The following is an 18093-nucleotide window of genomic DNA, read 5'->3' as shown; positions in this document are numbered from 1 at the left end:
CGGCGGGTCGGGCCGGGAGCCCGGAGCCCGGGACGCCTCAGACCCGGAAGACGTCCAGGAAGGAGCTCCACCAGCCCTTCTTCTGCGGGGCCCGGGCCGGACCGGCGGCGGCCTGCGGGTACGCCTGCACCTGCTCGGCGGCGGCCTGCGCGGGCGCGGGAGCGGGGGCGGTGTCCGCGCCCACGGCCGGCCCCGCGGTGCGGGCGGCCACCGGGCTGAACCGCACCGGCAGCGAGACCAGGCCGCGCTGGAACGGGCCCGGCCGCCACTCGACGCTCTCCGCGGGCACCGCGAGCGTGACGTCCGGGAGCGCGTTGAGCAGGCACTCGATCGCACTCAGGGCGATCAACTGGGCCGGGGACTTGGCCGGGCAGGCGTGCGGGCCGGCGCCCCAGGCCAGGTGGGCCCCCTTGCTGAGGGTCAGTCGGGCGTCGGTCAGCACCGGGTCGCTGTTGGCGGCGGCGAAGCTGATCACCACCGGGCTGCCGGCGTCCATCGGGACGCCGCCCAGGTTGAGGTCCTGCATCGGGTAGTGCGTCGCGTAGTTGGCGATCGGCGGGTTGTTCCACAGCACGTCGTCGAGGGCGTCCTCGATGCGCAGTCCGGCACCGCCCTCGCCGGACAGCAGCAGGAGCAGCGCGTTGCCGATGAGGTTGCGCTCGGGCTCGACGCCGGCGCCCATCAGCATGACCAGCTGGTCCTTGAGCTCCTCGTCCCGCAGCCCGGCCGGGTGCTGGATGAGCCAGGAGGTGATGTCGTCGCCCGGCTGGCGGCGCTTCAGCGCGACCAGGTCCATCAGGCAGGAGGTCAGCTCCTCGTTGGCCTGGATCACGTCGAGGCCGTCGAAGAGCGCGGACATGCTGCGGGTCAGCCGGTCGCCGATGTCGGCCGGGCAGCCGAACAGCTGGTTGAACAGCAGCAGCGGCAGCAGCTTGGCGTAGTCGTTGAGCAGGTCCGCCCGGCCCAGCGCGCTGAACTGGTCGATCAGGTAGCCGGCGATCCGCTCGACGTGCCGGTTGAGCCGGTTGTCGTTGAGCCGGTCCAGGCTCTCGGTGACGGCCTTGCGCAGCCGCAGGTGCTCGGCGCCGTCCGTGAAGAGGCAGTTGGGCCGGTAGAACATCATCGGCAGGACGGGGCTGTCCATCGGCACCCGGCCCTCGTTCAGCGCCGCCCAGCGCCGCGAGTCCCGGGCGAACATGCCCGGGTTCTGCAGCACCCGCAGCGCGGCCTCGTGCGAGGTGACCAGGGTGGCGTCCACCCCCGGCGCCAACTCCACCGGCGCGGCCGGGCCGTTGGCGCGCAGCTTGTCGTAGACCGCGCCGGGGTCGGCCGAGAACATCTCCCCGTAGAGCGGCGTGCTCACGCCGGCGTGCATCGGGCAGCCCGGCGGAGGCGACTGCGGTACGGGTCGCTGCAGAGATTCCATGGGTCGTTCCTTGGAGGAGGCCCCGGGCGGGTGCGGACCCGGGAGACGTGAGGGGAGGAAGGCGTGGGGGAGGGAGGAGCCGTGGGGAGGTCAGGAGGCGCGGTCGAGCAGGTGCCGGACGAGCGTCAGCAGGGCGTTGGCCGAGGAGCGCTGGTCCCGCGCGTCGCAGAACACCACCGGCGTGTGCGGCAGCAGGTCGAGCGCCTCGCGCAGCTGGTCCTCGGTGTACCCGCTCTCCCGGTCGAAGCTGTTGACCGCGACCGCGTACTCCAGGCCGTACTGCTCGATCAGGTCGATGACGGGGAAGGTGTCCGCGAGGCGGGTCGGGTCGGCCAGCAGCAGCGCCCCCAGTGCCCCCCGCGCCATGTCCTCCCAGAGCTGCATGAACCGCTGCTGGCCCGGCGTACCGAACAGGTACAGCACCAGGTCGTCGCCGAGCGTCAGCCGGCCGAAGTCCAGGGCGACGGTCGTGGTCTTCTTGTCCGGCGCCCCGCGGAGGTCGTCGACGCGGACGGACGCCTGCGTCATGCTCTCCTCGGTGCTCAGCGGGGCGATCTCCGACAGGGCCCCGATGAGCGTCGTCTTGCCGACCGCGAAGTGCCCCACGACCAGGATCTTGACAGCGGTCGTCACCGCGCCCGGGACGTAGATGTCCTCAGGCGAACCGGCGTTGAAGTCCATGCAGTACCTTCTCTAGAAGTCTCGGGTCCGGGGCCTGGGCCGGGGGCGGGGCCGACCGCCGCAGCAGCCGCCCCTCACGGATCAGGTCCGTCAGCAGCAGCCTCACGACCCCCACCGGCAGCTCCAGCCTGGCCGCGACCTCGGCCACCGAGAGGTAGCCGCCGGAGCACAGCTCCCAGATCGCCCGGGTCTCCGGGCTCGGCAGCGCGGGGAGGTCCTGCTCGGGCGCGATGGTGACCAGGGTGATCAGAGACAGGTCGTCCGCACTCGGTAACGCGCGCCCGCCGGTGATGACGTAGGAGCGGATGAAGCCGCCGGAGACCCGCTGTTCCTCGCCGCCGGTCGTCATGAGCCGCTGAGCGTGCTCTGGCGCGGCGCCGCCGACATCGCCCGTCCGAGCGCGCCCACCTGCTGCTGCATCCGGAAGGACATCGCCTCCATGTCGACGTCGGGGGCGGTGGAGGCGGCCAGGTACGCGCCGCTGCCGGCCGCGATCAGGAAGATCCAGCCGTGGTCGTACTCCAGGAGGGTCTGGCGCCAGACCCCGGCGCCGCCGCCGACGAACGGGGCGACCGCGCGGCTCAGCGACTGCATCGAGCTCATCGCGGCGGCGTTGGTCTCCGCCTCGTCGCGGCCGATCTCGCTGGACCGTTCGAGCAGGAGGCCGTCGGCGGAGACGAGGATAGCGTGCCGGGCGCCCGGTACCTGGAGTACGTCGTTGAGCACCCAGGAAAGATCGCGGCTCACTGGATCTCGGTTCCTTCCGTGGTCATGGTGTTGCGCCCGGACAGCGTGCCGCGCTGGAACGCGCCGAGGCGGGACGGCGTGTACTGGCCGGTGCCCCGCGGATCCTCGGCCCGACCGGGACCGGGCTCCTGCGGGGTGGGGACGACCGACACGGGACGCTGGCGGCGGCGCCGGGGCAGCAGTCCGTCCGCGGTCGTCTCCGGTCCCGCCGTCGCCGCGTACGGCGTCGGCACCGGGGCCAGGGGCGCCGTCGGCTCGGACAGCGACACGAGCCGCTGGCCGGCACCCGGCGCCCAGGCCTGCGCGGGCTGCTCCACCGGCGCGGCCTGGTAGTCGGGGTAGTCGGTGTGCTCGGCGACGGGCGGGGCCGCGACCTCGCTGCTCAGCAGCTCGGCCGGCAGCAGCACCACGGCCCGCACGCCCCCGTACGGGGAGACGGAGTCGACGGAGACCCGGAAGCCGTAGCGGGCGGCCAGCATGCCGGAGACGGCGAAGCCGAACTTCGGGGGGTTGCCCAGGCTGGTGAGGCTGATCGGCGCGCCCGGGTTCAGGAGCAGCGACGCGCGGTCCTTCTCCTCCTGGCCCATGCCGAGGCCGGCGTCGTCGATGATCAGGCAGACGCCGGTGGGGACGGCCTGGACGCTGACCTCCACCGGGGTGTCCGGGGCGGAGTAGTTGGTCGCGTTGGCGAGCAGCTCGGACAGCACGACGGCGACCGGCTCGACGACCTTGCTGGCGAGCGAGACGCTGACCCGGGAGTGGATCCGCACCCGGTCGAAGTGCCGGATCCGGCCCTGGGCGCTGCGGACCACGTCGAAGACCGAGGCGACGCTCTCACGGCGGCCCAACCAGCCGCCGCAGAGCACCGCGATGCCCTGGGCACGCCGGCCGAACTGGCTGTTGGTGTGGTCGATCGTCATCAGGTCGGCGAGGATCTGCGGGCTGTCGCCGTACTTCCGCTGCACCTTGTCGATGACGATCTGCTGCTCGTCGGCCAAGCCCTGCAGCGTCCGCATCGCCGCCTTGAGGACGGCCTTGGTGTCCTCCTCGGCGTCCCGGCGGACGGCCGTCAGCTCGGAGGCGTGCTGGCCCTGCAGGCGGTCGTGCAGCACGGCGAGTTCCTCGCGCTGCCGCTGTGCCAGGGCGCTCTCCTCCTCCAGCGAGGCGTTGCGCCGTCGCAGGGCGAGGTTCGTCCGGCGGGCCTGGAGGGCCGCTCCGACGGATACGAGCATCACCACGATGAAGACCCAGAAAAAGGGTTCCTGCACAAATGACGTCATGAAACTCTCTTCAGGTGGCATCGCGTGGGGCCGGTCCGGGCCCCGGAACGCGAATGGGACTGGCGGCCTGAACCTCTCCGAAAGGCACCCGATGTCACACCACATCGAAGTGCGTTCCGGTACGAGACCTGCGGCGACGCCTATCGCGGAGTCAGCCTACTGCACCTCATGCCATGTCAGAACAGATAGCAAAAAGGGCAGTTGGGGCGAAATTCCACGACTTGCTGGGAACTCTGACAAGAAATGGCGGCATTCGTGACGCCGCGTTAACCATAGGGACACATCCCGACCACACTTCGATTCGCGCGCAGCGTGATTCCGCTGTCACGCTCCGGAATTGACGGACCTCAGGACGGACCTCAGGACGGACCTCAGGACGACCCTCGGGGCGACTTCTCCGGAGGGCCGTCGGACGGCCCTCCGGGCGGGCGGCCGGACATGCGGAAGGGGCCCGCGTCCGTGGACGCGGGCCCCTCCGGTACAGCCGTCCGTCAGCGCATCGAACCGGTGCGCAGCAGGGTGCGGATGACGCGCATCGCGACCGAGAGGCTGGACAGCTCGTAGTTGTCCGAACCCCTTATGTCGTCGAGGGTGCTCTTGGCGCGGTTCAGCAGGGTCGCGTTGAGCTCGGCCCAGGCGGTGTACCGCTCCTCCGGGGTCGCGCCCTCGGGGCCGCAGGCCAGGATGTCGGCGGTCAGCGCCGCGTGCGCCGCGAAGAGGTCCTCGCGGATCGCGGCCCGGGCCATCGACGACCAGCGGTCGGTGCGGGGCAGCTCGATGATGCGGTCGAGCAGGTGCGAGATCTGGAGCCGGTCGCCCAGGTCGTAGTAGAGGTCGGCGACCTCGGCGACGTCCTTGCCGGAGCGGTCCGCGACCTCGGCCACGTCCAGGGTCGGGAAGACCGAGGAGAGGCCGGCGATCCGGGTGGCCAGCTCCTCCGGCACGCCGGCCGCGGCGAGCTCGCCGTAGATCGACTCGAACCAGGTCAGGTCCTCGCCGCGGAGCGGCTTGGGCAGCGACGCCCAGACCTGGTTGACCCGGTCGTGGAAGAACTCGATGGTGCCGGCGATGTCGAGCGGCTGGCGGCGGTTGTTGAGCATCCACCGGGTGGCGCGCTCGACCAGGCGCCGCGAGTGCAGCCGCATCTTGGTCTGCACCCGGGCCGGGACCTTGTTGTCCAGGTCCTCGATCTCGGCCCAGATCGGCTCCAGGTCGAAGACGGCCCGCGCGGCGGTGTGCGTCCGGGCGATCTCCTCGTAGGTCGCGCCGGTCTCCTCCTTCAGGCGGAAGGCGAAGGTGCAGCCACCGCGGTTGATCGTGTCGTTGACGATCAGCGTGGTGATGATCTCGCGGCGCAGCGCGTGGTTGTCGATCGCGTCGGCGAACCTCGCCCGCAGCGCGGTCGGGAAGTACTCGTGCAGCGAGGTGCGGAAGAACGGGTCGTCCGGCAGCTCGGTGGCCAGCAGCTCCTCGGCCAGGATGATCTTGGTGTAGGCGAGCAGGACGGACATCTCGGGCTGCGAGAGGCCGCGGCCGTTCTGCTGGCGCTCACGGATCTGGCGCTCGGCGGGCAGGAACTCCAGCCCGCGGTCCAGCTGCCCGGCCGACTCGAAGCGGCTGATCATCCGGGCGTGCACGTTGACCATGCTGTGCGCCTGGGCGACGGCGTTGGCCAGCACCACGTTCTGCGCGTAGTTGTTGCGCAGCACTAGGTGGCCGACCTCGTCGGTCATCTCGGCCAGCAGGACGTTGCGCTGCTTGACCGTCATGTCGCCCTCGGCGACCACCTGGTTGAGCAGGATCTTGATGTTGACCTCGTGGTCCGAGGTGTCCACACCGGCCGAGTTGTCGATCGCGTCGGTGTCGATCCAGCCGCCGGTGCCCTCCGGGCCGCCGGTGGCCGCGTACTCGATGCGGCCGAGCTGGGTGCAGCCGAGGTTGCCGCCCTCGCCGATGACCCGGGCCCGGACCTGCTCGCCGTTGACCCGGATGGCGTCGTTGGACTTGTCGCCCACCTCGGCGTTGGTCTCGGTGGAGGCCTTGACGTAGGTGCCGATGCCGCCGTTCCAGAACAGGTCGACCGGGGCCTGGAGGACGGCCCGCATCAGCTCGGCCGGGGTCAGCTTGGTCGCCGACACACCGAGGGCGGCGCGGACCTGCGGGGTCAGCTGGATCGACTTGGCGCTGCGCGGGAAGACCCCGCCGCCGGCCGAGATCAGCGACCGGTCGTAGTCGTCCCAGGAGCTGCGCGGCAGCTCGAACAGGCGGCGGCGCTCGGCGTACGAGGAGGCCGCCTCCGGGTTCGGGTCCAGGAAGATGTGCCGGTGGTCGAAGGCGGCGACCAGGCGGATGTGCTCGCTGAGCAGCATGCCGTTGCCGAAGACGTCGCCGGACATGTCGCCGATGCCGATGACGGTGAAGTCCTCGGTCTGGGTGTCGACGCCGAGCTCGCGGAAGTTGCGCTTGACCGACTCCCAGGCACCGCGGGCGGTGATGCCCATGCCCTTGTGGTCGTAGCCGGCCGAGCCGCCGGAGGCGAACGCGTCGCCCAGCCAGAAGCCGTAGGACTCGGCGACGCCGTTGGCGATGTCCGAGAAGGTCGCGGTGCCCTTGTCGGCGGCGACGACCAGGTAGGTGTCGTCCTCGTCGTGGCGGACCACGTCGGCCGGGTGCACGACCTCGCCGCCGACCAGGTTGTCGGTGATGTCGAGCAGCGCCGAGATGAAGGTCTTGTACGAGGAGACGCCCTCGGCCAGCCAGGCGTCGCGGTCGACCGCCGGGTCCGGCAGCTGCTTGGCGACGAAGCCGCCCTTGGCGCCGACCGGGACGATGACGGTGTTCTTGACCATCTGCGCCTTGACCAGGCCCAGGATCTCGGTGCGGAAGTCCTCGCGCCGGTCGGACCAGCGCAGACCGCCGCGGGCGACCTTGCCGAAGCGCAGGTGGACGCCCTCGACCTGCGGCGAGTAGACCCAGATCTCGAACGCCGGGCGCGGGGCCGGCAGGTCCGGGATGGCCTTCGGGTCGAACTTCATCGACACGTAGGAGTGCCACTCGCCGGAGGCGGCGTGCTGGAAGAAGTTGGTCCGCAGGGTCGCCTTGATGAGGTTCAGGAAGGAGCGCAGGATGCGGTCCTCGTCCAGCGAGACGACCTCGTCGAGGGCGCCGGACAGCTCCTCCAGGATGCCCTCGGTCAGCTCCAGGGCGCCCGCGCGGTGGCTCGGGCTCAGCCGGGCCTCGAACAGGTTGACCAGCAGCCGGGTGGAGTGGGTGTTGTTGCGGAGCGCGTCCTCCATGTAGTCCTGGGAGAACGTGGAGCCCGCCTGGCGCAGGTACTTGGCGTACGCGCGCAGCATCATCGCCTGGCGCCAGGTCAGCCCGGCGGTCAGCACCAGCTCGTTGAAGCCGTCGTTCTCGGCCTTGCCCGTCCAGGTGGCGGCGAAGGTCTCCTGGAAGCGCTCGCGGGCCTCGTCGGTGAGCTCGGTGGCCTCGCGCAGCTTCAGGCCGAAGTCGTAGACCCACGCGGTGCTGCCGTCGGAGCGGCGCAGCGCGTACGGGTGCTCGTCCAGCACCTCGACGCCCAGGCGCTGGAGCACCGGCAGGACCTCGGTCAGCGAGATCGGGCCGCCGACCCGGTAGATCTTGAAGCGGCGCTCGTCGTCGCCGGCGCCGACCGGCTGGTACAGGTTCAGGCGGAAGTCGCCCTCGCCGTGCAGCGACTCGATCTGCTTGATGTCGGCGACGGCGGTGCGCGGCGGGAAGTCGGCGCGGTAGCCGTCGGGGAAGGCGTTGGCGTACTTGTGGCCGAGCTCGGCGGCCCGCTCCTCGCCCAGCTCGGTGTGCAGCTGGTCGTGGAAGCCGTCCATCCAGAACCGGGCGGCCTCGGCCAGCCGGTTCTCGATCCGCTCGATGTCCGTGTCGCTGAGGTGCGGCAGCGCGGTGCCCGGGGCGACCCGGACGACGAAGTGCAGACGGGTCAGCACCGACTCGGTGGCGTACACCGTGTAGTCGATGGTGGCGCCGTTCAGCTCCTCCTTGAGGATGTCGGTGATCAGCAGCCGGATGCGCGTGGTGTAGCGGTCGCGCGGCAGGTAGATGAACGCCGAGAAGTAGCGCCCGTACTCGTCCTGGCGCAGGAACAGCCGCAGCTTGCGGCGCTCCTGGAGGTAGAGCACGCTCGTCGCGATGGAGAGCAGCTCGGAGGCCGGGGTCTGGAAGATCTCGTCCCGCGGGAAGGTCTCCATGATCTGGAGCAGGTCGCGGCCGTCGTGGCTCTCGCTGGAGAAGCCGGAGTCCTCCAGCACCTCCTGGACCTTGCGGCGCACGACCGGGATGCGGGTGACCGACTCGGTGTAGGCGGCGGAGGAGAACAGGCCGAGGAAGCGGCGCTCGCCGATCGGCTCGCCGGCGGCGTTGAACTTCTTCACGCCGACGTAGTCCAGGTAGGCCGGGCGGTGCACGGTGGACCGGCTGTTGGCCTTGGTCAGGACGAGCAGCTTCTTCTCGTGGGCCTTGGCGCGCACCGGCGCGGAGAGCCGGCCGAAGGCCTCGCTGACGGCGTGGTGGGCGTCGTCGTGGCTGTGCGGGTCGGAGCGCAGGATGCCGAGGCCGGTCCCGGCGACGGCCTTGAGGACCTCCTCGCCCTCGTGCTCGACCAGGTCGTACTCGCGGTAGCCGAGGAAGGTGAAGTGGTCGTCGGCGAGCCAGCGCATCAGCTCCCAGGCCTCGCCGACCTCCTGCTCGGGCAGGCCGGCCGGGGGCTCCTCGGCCAGCTCGTCGGCCAGGCGCAGGGCGCTCTCGCGCATCTTGCCCCAGTCCTCGACGACCTCGCGGACGTCGCCGAGCACGCGGCGCAGGTCGGCCTCGATGGCGCGCAGGTCCTCGCGGTCGGTCTCGCGGTCGACCTCGATGTGCATCCACGACTCGACGGTCGCGTCGGCGGGCCACTCGGTGCCGGCGGCCTGGCTGCGGGAGCAGGCGTCGACGTCCAGGATCTCCAGCAGCTTGCCGGTGATGTCGCGGCGGACGACCAGCTGGGGGTGGATCACGACGTGGATCGCGCGGTCCTGGCGGGACAGCTCGTTGGTGACGGAGTCGACCAGGAAGGGCATGTCGTCCGTGACGACCTCGACCACGGTGTGGCCGCAGGACCAGCCGTTCTCCTCGACCGAGGGGGTGTGGACCCGCACCTCGGCGGTGCCCTGCGGGCGCTTGAGGCCCAGGCGGTAGTGGGAGGCGGCCGCGCCGTACACGTCGACCGGGTCTCTGTCGACCAGGTCCTCGGGCGCGGTGTGGAGGTAGTAGTGGTGCAGGTACGCGGTCAGAGCGCCGTTGCTCAGACCCTCCCCCGGCGCCGCTCCCCCCACCTGGCTGTTCTCAGCGGCTGCGGCTGCCTTCTTGAGCAGTTCGGCCTTGGCTGCGTCCAGCTTGGTCTGCATGACTTCTTGGCTCCTGTCGCGCGCCGTTGCGTGACTCGGTGGTGTGTGGATGTACACCGACGGGTCACCGCAATCCTGCCGCACCATCCGACTGAAAGGGGCTCATGGCACGCATGAAACGCCCTCCCAGCGGGTAGGACGTTCCGTTCGTCCTGCAGCCACCCGACGACGCCAGCCAGCCTAACCGGATCAATCGAAGGTGGACAGGGACAGGTCGGCGCAAACCCGCAGGAAGTCGGGTCCGTCCTGGACAGCATGTCCAAACCGGAGCCCGGTGTTCACTCTCAGCCCATGTGCGGGTGGCCGTGGTGGGTCGGCGGGACGAAGGTCTCCTTGATCGACCGGGCCGAGGTCCAGCGCAGCAGGTTCTGCGCGGCGCCCGCCTTGTCGTTGGTGCCGGAGGCCCGGCCGCCGCCGAAGGGCTGCTGGCCGACCACCGCGCCGGTCGGCTTGTCGTTGATGTAGAAGTTCCCCGCGGTGAACCGCAGCTCCTCGACGGCCTGGGCGATGGCGTAACGATCCTGCGCGATCACCGAACCGGTCAGGCCGTACGGGGCGCCGGCGTCGACCCGGCGCAGCACGTCGTCCCAGCGGGAGTCCTCGTAGACGTGGACGGCGAGGATCGGACCGAAGTACTCGGTCCGGAAGATCTCGCCCCGGTGGTCGGAGGAGACCAGCACGGTCGGCCGGACGAACCAGCCGATCGCGTCGTCGTACTGTCCTCCGGCCGCCAGTTCGATCGTCGGATCGGCCTTCGCCCGGTCGATGGCGTCCCGGTTCTTCTCGAAGGCGCGCCGGTCGATCAGGGCGCCCATGAAGTTGGACAGGTCGGTCACGTCGCCCACCGCGAGCGCGTCCACCTCGGCCAGGAAGTCGTCCTTGATCCGCTGCCAGAGGCTGCGCGGCAGGTAGGCGCGGGACAGCGCCGAGCACTTCTGGCCCTGGTACTCGAAGGCGCCGCGGATCAGCGCGGTCCTCAGGATCTCCGGGTCGGCCGAGCGGTGGGCCAGCAGGAAGTCCTTGCCGCCGGTCTCGCCGACGATCCTCGGGTACGCGCGGTAGCCGCCGATGTTGGCGCCGACGGTCTGCCACAGGGAGCGGAAGGTGGCGGTGGAGCCGGTGAAGTGCAGCCCGGCGAACGCCGGGTCGGCGAGCACCACCGGGGAGACCTGGAGGCCGTCGCCGGTCACCAGGTTGATCACCCCGGGCGGCAGGCCGGCCGCCTCCAGCAGCCGCATCAGGTGGTACGCGGCCAGGGTCTGGGTCGGCGCGGGCTTCCAGACCACGGTGTTGCCCATCAGCGCGGGGGCGGTCGGCAGGTTGCCGGCGATCGCGGTGAAGTTGAACGGGGTGACCGCGTAGACGAAACCTTCCAGCGGGCGGTGGTCGGTGCGGTTCCACACGCCGGGCGAGGAGATCGGCTGGTCCGCCAGGATCTGCCGGGCGAACCCCACGTTGAACCGCCAGAAGTCGATCAGCTCGCACGCCGAGTCGATCTCCGCCTGCTGCGCGGTCTTGGACTGGCCGAGCATGGTGGCCGCGTTGAGCGTCTCCCGCCAGGGGCCGGCCAGCAGGTCGGCGGCGCGCAGGAAGACCGCCGCGCGGTCGTCGAAGGAGAGCGAGCGCCACTGCCGGCCGGCGGCCAGCGCCGCGTCCACCGCCGCCCGGGCGTCCTCCCGGGTGGCGTTGCCGAGCACGCCCAGCTTGGCGGCGTGGTGGTGCGGCTGCACCACCTCGATCCGCTCGCCGCCGCCGAAGCGCTGCTCACCGCCGATCGTCATCGGCAGCGGCACCTGCTCGGCCGCCAGGTCGTCCAGCCGCCGCACCAGCCGGTCCCGCTCCGGACTGCCGGGCGCGTACGCCCGCACCGGCTCGTTGACCGGGACCGGCACCTCGGTGACTGCGTCGATGGGCATGGCGGGCTCCGTCCTGGGGCTGGTCGGGTGTGACACCAGCCTGACCAGCCGGGGCGCGATCCGCCCGCTCAGACACGCGGACGGCGGACGTGGCGCCCGCCACGTCCGCCGGTATCCCGTCCCGCCCCTTCCGGACGGGCCCCGGGGTTCAGCCCGTGATCCGGCCCGCCAGCTCGACCGCCTCGGCCAGGCTGTCCACCACCGGGACGCCGACCGGCTCCAGCTTCTCCCGAGTGTGCGAACCGCCGGTGTAGAGCACCGCGTGGGCGCCCGCGCCCAGCGCCGCCAGGGCGTCGTCCGCGGCGTCGCCGATCAGCACCGTACGGGCCGGGTCCACCAGCTCGCCGAGCGCGGCCAGGTGCCGGGTCAGGTGCTCCGCCTTCTGACCGCCGGACGGGCCGCTGCGGCCGTCCACCCGCAGGAAGCCGCTGCTCAGGCCGAAGGTGTCGACCAGCGGCACCAGCTTGTCGTGCTCGTACATCGACAGCAGCGACTGGCTGTTCCCGGCCGCCCGCCAGCCGTCCAACAGCTCGCGCACGCCCTCGGTCAGCCCGCAGGACGGGCTGAGCTCCCGGTAGCGGTCGTGGAACGCGTCGTCGAGCCTCAGCCACTCCTCCGCGGAGGGCGTCCGGCCGAGCAGGCGCTGGTAGAAGCGGGGAATCGGGATCTCGTACTGCTCGCGGTACTCCTGGAGCGTCATCGGCCCGACGCCGATGGTCGCGAACGCGGCGTTGCTCGCCCCGAGCACGGCCTCCATGTCGTGGAAGAGCGTGCCGTTCCAGTCCCAAACGATGTGAGTGCGCACGGGGTGAAACGGTAACCCGGCCGGGTGACACGCCGGTAGGGCGGAACTCACCCGAGCAGGGAGGGGATCTCCTGGGTCGCGAACCAGAGCAGGTCGTGGTCCTCGGCTCCGTCCACGGTGAACTGGGCGTCCTGGTCGCCGGCGTCGGCCGCGGCCACCGCCGCCACCGCCGCCGCGACGTCCGTGACCACCTCGTCGTCGGACACGTCGGCGTGCACCGCGGCCGCCTTGGCCAACCGCACCGGGCCGGCCAGCACCACCCGGCCGAGCGAGGCCTGGTCCTGGTACTCGTCGCCGGGGAACGGCCGCACCGACCCGTCCGCCACGTCCAGCGCCACCACCACCCGGCGGCGCGGGGCCCCCGGGTCGGCGGCCAGCAGCCGCAGCGAGGACTGGGCGGCCCGGTTCAGCGCCGCGTACTCCAGCTCCTCCAGGTCGTCGCTGACGTACCACTCGCGCAGCGCGGGCGTCACCGCGTACGCGGCGGACTGGTCCAGGGCGCCGCCCTCGTGCGCCGCCGCCAGGCCGGCCAGGGTGGTGGGCACGTACACGCGCATCGGGGGCACTCTCCGGTTCGTCCAGCGGGGTTCGTCCAGCAGCACAGTCTCCAGCGCCCCAAGAATAAGCGCCGCCGGGCCGCCCGTGATCACCCCTGGTCCGGGGGCGGGCGCCCGCGGCCGGGGCCGGCTGGGGCCGGGCGGTGCCCGCGCCGGGCCCGCGCCGGACCCGCGCCGGGCCCGCGCTAGGCCCGGAGCGCCTCCCGGCTGGTGCGCAGGGCGCTCTCCAGGACGGCGCCGCGGCGGGCCGGGTCCATCATGTTCGGGCCCATCACCGCGAGGTCCGCCAGGGTCGGCGCGAGCAGCCGCACCCGGACACCCTCGGCCCGCAGCTGGGCGGCCTCGCGCAGCAGCTGCCGGGTGACGGCGTGGCGGTAGCGGCTCACCAGCTGGGCGAGCACGCCGCGCGGACGGTCCCGGGCGCGCCACTCGCGCAGGGCGGCCAGGGTGTCGCGGCCGCCCCCGAGCCGGCCATCCCGGCCGTCCTGCCCCTCCCGGTCCTCCCGGCCCCGCCGCCAGGCCCGCCCCGGCCTCGGGTCCAGCCGCAGGGCCATCGGGGCGAGCACGTACACCTCGTCCAGGCCCCGGCCGAGCATCAGGTCGGCGTTGGTGGCGGACCAGCAGCCGCCGTCCACGTACGCCGAGCCGTCCAGCCGCACCGGCGCGAACCAGCCGGGGATCGCGCAGGAGGCCATCACCGCGTCGGGCACCGGGACGGCCGGGGCGTCCGGGTCGCCGAAGACCACCCGCCGGCCGCTGCGGTAGTCCACGGCCACCACCCGCAGCGGCGATCCCCCGCCGCCGGGCTCCGGCTCTCCGCCGTCGCCGAGCAGGCCGCGCACCAGCTCGCCGACCGGCGCCAGCGAGCCGCGGCCGTGCGGCGCGATCGCCGAGACCATGGTCAGCAGCGGGTACTCGCGCGGGTGCCGGACGGCGTCCCGCAGCAGGCCGGGCGAGCCGATCCCGGCCCGGGGGCGGGGCGGCAGCGCGCCGCCGACGGCGGTGTCGTAGTCGAAGGCCGTCCCGGCCAGCGGCCCCTCGGTGATCGGCAGGCCGCGCTGGTGGTCGCGCAGCTGCTCGGGGCGGACGCCGCCGGCCAGCATCGCGGCGAGGATCGCACCCGCCGAGGTGCCCAGCAGGACGTCGGCCCCGCCCGGCTGCCGCCCGGTGGCCTCCTCGACGGCGCACAGCGCGCCGACCGTCCAGGCCGCGCCGAGCATCCCGCCGCCGCCCAGCACCACGCCGTACCGCGGCACGCCTTCGCCGGCGGGCGGGGCGGTGCCCGCGGCCGCCGGGGCCGCCACCCGTGTCGTCATACCGGCCGTCCCTCGTCGTGGGAGCCCGGCGGTCCGCTCCCGGTCAGGCTCCGATGGTGCGCGCCGCGCCCGTACGGCGCAATGCGGCGGCCGGGCGCCGCCACCCGGTCCGCCCAGCCGGAGCGTCCCCTTTTGGACCGTACGGCCCGTCCCCGCACGTCAACCGGGTGCCGTCGGACGGCCCCTCCGGCCCGGCGCCGCACAGGCCGGTTCCCCCGGATAGGTGAATTCGGGGGCCCGTCCCGGCCGCCCCGGAAACCCGTTGCCGCCCCGCGCGGGACGCCCCCAGCCTGGACCCGTCCGTACCCGCACCACCCAGCCGAGGAGCCACCCCGTGACCGTCCGGTACAGCGCCCACCCCGCCGCCCGCCCGTACCGCCGTCCGCGTGACGCCGGCGGCTGCGAGCCGGCCGGCCGCCGCCCGCGCCACCCGCGCGCCGCCTGCACCAATACCCCCGGGCCGAACGCCGGGCCGGGCTCCGGGGCGCTGGCCGCCCGGTTCGCCCGCCAGCTGGTCGAGGTGCTCACCGGCGCCCGGCCCTCCGGCCAGCTGATGCGGCACACCAGCCTGGACGGCTACGGGCAGCTCGCCTCGCTGGTCCGGGCCGGCGCGCTGCGCCGCGGCGGCCCCGCCGACCGGCCCCGGCTCGGCCCGGTGCACGACCGCTCGCCCTCACCCGACGCGGTCGAGGCCTGCGTGCGGGTCGACCTCGGCCGGCGCCACCACATGGTGGCCTTCCGGCTGGAGCAGCGCGGCCCGGCCGGGCAGTGGCAGTGCACCGCCGTGGAGGCCCGGTGAGCGCCCCGCCGCGCGCCCGCCGGTACGGACCACACGCCCGGCGGTACGGAACGGCGCAGGGCGCCGTCCCGGTCCGGGAACGGCGCCCTGCGTGGCGTCCTGGCTGGTGGCCGGCGGCCGGCTCAGCCCTTGCGGCGGCGGCCCTTGGCCGACTTGGCGGCCTTGCGGCGCTCGGCGCGGGTCATCCCGTCGCCCTCGTCCTCCGGCGCGAGGTCGTCGAAGTCGCCCTCGATGACACCGCCGCCGACCTCGTCCGAGGGGGCCGTGTAGTGCAGCCGCTGCGGCTTCGGGGCCTCCAGGCCCTTGGCCTTGATCTCCGGGCGGGCGGCGTCCTTCTCCAGCTTGTCGAGCGCCACCTGGGCGTCCTCGACCGGGACCTCCTCGACCTGCTGCTCGACCTGGACCTCCAGGTTGAACAGGTAGCCGACGGACTCCTCCTTGATGCCCTCCATCATCGCGGTGAACATGTCGAAGCCCTCGCGCTGGTACTCGACCAGCGGGTCGCGCTGCGCCATGGCCCGCAGGCCGATGCCCTCCTGGAGGTAGTCCATCTCGTAGAGGTGCTCGCGCCAGCGGCGGTCCAGCACCGACAGCACGACCCGGCGCTCCAGCTCGCGCATGATCTCCGCGCCCAGCTGGTCCTCGCGGGCGCCGTACTGGCCCTGGATGTCCTCCTGGACGGACTTGATCAGGAACTCGGGGGTCAGCCCGGCCGGGCCGCCGGCCTCCTCCTCCAGCTCCTCCAGGTCCAGGGTGACCGGGTAGAGCTGCTTGAGCGCGGTCCAGAGCTTGTCCAGGTCCCAGTCGTCCTCGAAGCCCTCGCCGGTGGCCGCGCGGACGTACGCCTCGACGGTGTCGTCCATGAAGTGGCCGACCTGCTCCTGGAGGTCCTCGCCCTCCAGCACCCGGCGGCGCTCGCCGTAGATGACCTCGCGCTGGCGGTTGAGCACCTCGTCGTACTTGAGGACGTTCTTGCGGATCTCGAAGTTCTGCTGCTCGACCTGGGTCTGCGCGGAGGCGATGGCGCGGGTGACCATCTTGGACTCGATCGGCACGTCCTCGGGGACGTTGGCCATCGAGAGCACGCGCTCGACCATGCCGGCCTTGAACAGGCGCATCAGGTCGTCGCCCAGCGACAGGTAGAAGCGGGACTCGCCCGGGTCGCCCTGACGGCCGGAGCGGCCGCGCAGCTGGTTGTCGATCCGGCGGGACTCGTGCCGCTCGGTGCCGAGGACGTAGAGGCCGCCGGCCTCCTTGACCTCGTCCTGCTCGGCCTTCACCGAGGCCTTGGCCTTCTCCAGCGCGGCCGGGAAGGCGGCCTCGTACTCCTCCGGGGTGTCCGTCGGGGTGAGCCCGCGCTGCGCCAGCTCGGCCGCCGCGAGGTGGTCGGAGTTGCCGCCCAGCATGATGTCGGTGCCGCGGCCGGCCATGTTGGTGGCGACGGTGACGGCGCCCTTGCGGCCGGCCTGCGCGACGATCTGCGCCTCGCGCTCGTGGTGCTTGGCGTTCAGCACCTCGTGCGGGATGCCGCGCTTGCGCAGCTCCTGCGACAGGTACTCGGACTTCTCGACCGACACGGTGCCGACCAGCACCGGCTGGCCCTTCTCGTGCTTCTCGGCGATGTCCTCGACCACGGCGGCGAACTTGGCCGGCTCCGACTTGTAGATCAGGTCGGGCTGGTCGATGCGCAGCGGCGTCTTGTTGGTCGGGATCGGCACCACGCCGAGCTTGTAGATCTGGTGGAACTCGGCGGCCTCGGTGGTGCCGGTACCGGTCATGCCCGCGAGCTTGTCGTACAGGCGGAAGAAGTTCTGCAGGGTGATGGTGGCCAGGGTCTGGTTCTCGTTCTGGACCTCCACCCCCTCCTTGGCCTCGATCGCCTGGTGCATGCCCTCGTTGTAGCGGCGGCCGGCCAGGATGCGGCCGGTGTGCTCGTCGACGATCATGACCTCGCCGTTCATCACGACGTAGTCCTTGTCCCGCTTGTACAGCTCCTTCGCCTTGATGGCGTTGTTCAGGAAGCCGACCAGCGGGGTGTTCACCGACTCGTAGAGGTTGTCGATGCCCAGGTAGTCCTCGACCCGGCTGACGCCCTCCTCCAGGATGCCGACCGTGCGCTTCTTCTCGTCGACCTCGTAGTCCCGGTCGATCTTCAGGCGCAGCACCAGCTTGGAGAAGTCGGCGTACCACTTGGTCGCCTGGTCCGCCGGGCCGGAGATGATCAGCGGGGTACGGGCCTCGTCGATCAGGATCGAGTCGACCTCGTCGACGACCGCGAAGTAGTGGCCGCGCTGGACGAGTTCGTCCTGCGACCAGGCCATGTTGTCGCGCAGGTAGTCGAAGCCGAACTCGTTGTTCGTGCCGTACGTGATGTCCATCCCGTACTGGCGCTTGCGCTCGGCGGGCGTCATGTTGGCCAGGATCACGCCGACTTCGAGGCCGAGGAAGCGGTGCACCCGGCCCATCCACTCCGAGTCGCGCTCGGCGAGGTAGTCGTTGACGGTGATCAGGTGGACGCCCTTGCCCGTCAGCGCGTTCAGGTACGCGGGCAGCGTGCCGACGAGGGTCTTGCCCTCACCGGTGCGCATCTCGGCGACGTACCCGTGGTGCAGCGCGGCGCCGCCCATGAGCTGGACGTCGTAGTGCCGCTGGCCGAGCACGCGCTTGGCGGCCTCACGGACGGTGGCGAACGCCTCGGGGAGGATGTCGTCCAGGGTCTCGCCGTCCGCGAGCCGCTGCTTGTACTCGTCGGTCAGTGCGCGCAGCTCGGCGTCGGTGAGGTTGACGAAGTCCTCTTCGATGGAGTTGACCTGGGCGGCAATCCGCTGCAGCTTGCGAAGGATCTTGCCCTCGCCGGCGCGCAGGATCTTGTCGAAGACGGACACGATGAGCGGGCTCCTTGCCTGTATTGGCACTGGACGACTGCACGGCGGGTCCACCCCACCGCACGGGCCATCGTATGCGAGGAGTCCAACCCCCCGGGAGGTGCGTCAGCACGGTATTCCCGTGTCACCCTGGCGAGCACATGGCCCGATAGCACCGTCCACCGGGACAAAACGGTCGGCGGGTCGTGGAGTTGGACGCCAAGGCGGGCGAATAATCGGATGCCCGCCTTCCTCCCCTGGCGG

12 protein-coding genes are annotated in these 18093 nt (G+C 71.9%); 1 reads left to right on the top strand and 11 read right to left on the bottom strand.

The annotated features are described in order from the left end of the window. Positions 1-37: 37 nt before the first annotated feature. The 10 genes from ACFVXH_RS25015 to ACFVXH_RS24970 form a co-directional block, all read right to left on the bottom strand. Complete coding sequence (locus tag ACFVXH_RS25015; protein WP_074005014.1) at positions 38-1426, bottom strand: cytochrome P450; 1389 nt, start codon at positions 1424-1426, stop codon at positions 38-40. A 90-nt stretch (positions 1427-1516) separates the two neighbouring features. After that, the gene (locus ACFVXH_RS25010; protein WP_049653842.1) at positions 1517-2107 is read right to left on the bottom strand and encodes an ATP/GTP-binding protein; all 591 of its coding nucleotides are present in this window, start codon (positions 2105-2107) and stop codon (positions 1517-1519) included. Continuing rightward, positions 2082-2456 (bottom strand): DUF742 domain-containing protein, encoded by a 375-nt coding sequence (locus ACFVXH_RS25005; protein ID WP_049653843.1) that lies wholly within the window; start codon positions 2454-2456, stop codon positions 2082-2084. Before ACFVXH_RS25005 ends, ACFVXH_RS25010 begins: the two co-directional genes overlap by 26 nt. Further along, positions 2453-2854 carry a roadblock/LC7 domain-containing protein gene (locus ACFVXH_RS25000; RefSeq protein ID WP_049653846.1) on the bottom strand — a complete coding sequence of 134 codons (402 nt, stop codon included), beginning with the start codon at positions 2852-2854 and terminating at the stop codon, positions 2453-2455. Before ACFVXH_RS25000 ends, ACFVXH_RS25005 begins: the two co-directional genes overlap by 4 nt. Further along, entirely contained in the window at positions 2851-4134 is a 1284-nt protein-coding gene (locus ACFVXH_RS24995; protein WP_049653847.1) for an ATP-binding protein, read from the bottom strand. The genes ACFVXH_RS25000 and ACFVXH_RS24995 overlap by 4 nt, the downstream gene beginning before the upstream one ends. Positions 4135-4625: 491 nt before the next feature. Continuing rightward, positions 4626-9572 (bottom strand): NAD-glutamate dehydrogenase, encoded by a 4947-nt coding sequence (locus ACFVXH_RS24990; RefSeq protein WP_387827283.1) that lies wholly within the window; start codon positions 9570-9572, stop codon positions 4626-4628. Between the two features lie 284 nt (positions 9573-9856). After that, positions 9857-11482, bottom strand: a complete 1626-nt coding sequence (gene pruA, locus ACFVXH_RS24985; protein ID WP_387827584.1) for an L-glutamate gamma-semialdehyde dehydrogenase — start codon at positions 11480-11482, stop codon at positions 9857-9859. A gap of 154 nt (positions 11483-11636) precedes the next feature. Further along, positions 11637-12293 (bottom strand): HAD family hydrolase, encoded by a 657-nt coding sequence (locus tag ACFVXH_RS24980; RefSeq protein ID WP_387827280.1) that lies wholly within the window; start codon positions 12291-12293, stop codon positions 11637-11639. Between the two features lie 47 nt (positions 12294-12340). After that, entirely contained in the window at positions 12341-12850 is a 510-nt protein-coding gene (locus ACFVXH_RS24975; RefSeq protein ID WP_049653861.1) for a DUF6912 family protein, read from the bottom strand. 185 nt (positions 12851-13035) lie between these two features. Next, complete coding sequence (locus tag ACFVXH_RS24970) at positions 13036-14166, bottom strand: patatin-like phospholipase family protein (protein ID WP_387827277.1); 1131 nt, start codon at positions 14164-14166, stop codon at positions 13036-13038. A 334-nt stretch (positions 14167-14500) separates the two neighbouring features. Between ACFVXH_RS24970 and ACFVXH_RS24965 the strand changes: the two genes are divergently transcribed. Continuing rightward, positions 14501-14965 (top strand): Rv3235 family protein, encoded by a 465-nt coding sequence (locus tag ACFVXH_RS24965; protein WP_074005009.1) that lies wholly within the window; start codon positions 14501-14503, stop codon positions 14963-14965. Between the two features lie 122 nt (positions 14966-15087). Here ACFVXH_RS24965 and secA read toward each other — a convergent pair whose 3' ends face one another. Beyond that, a complete protein-coding gene (gene secA, locus ACFVXH_RS24960) occupies positions 15088-17850 on the bottom strand; it encodes a preprotein translocase subunit SecA (protein WP_049657305.1) in 2763 nt (920 codons plus the stop codon). Positions 17851-18093: the final 243 nt, after the last annotated feature.

This window comes from Kitasatospora sp. NPDC058184 (assembly GCF_042883725.1).
Lineage (GTDB): Bacteria > Actinomycetota > Actinomycetes > Streptomycetales > Streptomycetaceae > Kitasatospora.
This window is presented reverse-complemented; position numbering and strand designations above follow the sequence as displayed.

Excerpts from the sequence above, each read along its gene's own strand:
- ACFVXH_RS25015 (WP_074005014.1), bottom strand. The coding sequence starts at position 1,426 with ATGGAATCTCTGCAGCGACCCGTACCGCAGTCGCCTCCGCCGGGCTGC.
- ACFVXH_RS25010 (WP_049653842.1), bottom strand. The coding sequence starts at position 2,107 with ATGGACTTCAACGCCGGTTCGCCTGAGGACATCTACGTCCCGGGCGCG.
- ACFVXH_RS25005 (WP_049653843.1), bottom strand. The coding sequence starts at position 2,456 with ATGACGACCGGCGGCGAGGAACAGCGGGTCTCCGGCGGCTTCATCCGC.
- ACFVXH_RS24995 (WP_049653847.1), bottom strand. The coding sequence starts at position 4,134 with ATGACGTCATTTGTGCAGGAACCCTTTTTCTGGGTCTTCATCGTGGTG.
- ACFVXH_RS24990 (WP_387827283.1), bottom strand. The coding sequence starts at position 9,572 with ATGCAGACCAAGCTGGACGCAGCCAAGGCCGAACTGCTCAAGAAGGCA.
- ACFVXH_RS24975 (WP_049653861.1), bottom strand. The coding sequence starts at position 12,850 with ATGCGCGTGTACGTGCCCACCACCCTGGCCGGCCTGGCGGCGGCGCAC.
- ACFVXH_RS24970 (WP_387827277.1), bottom strand. The coding sequence starts at position 14,166 with ATGACGACACGGGTGGCGGCCCCGGCGGCCGCGGGCACCGCCCCGCCC.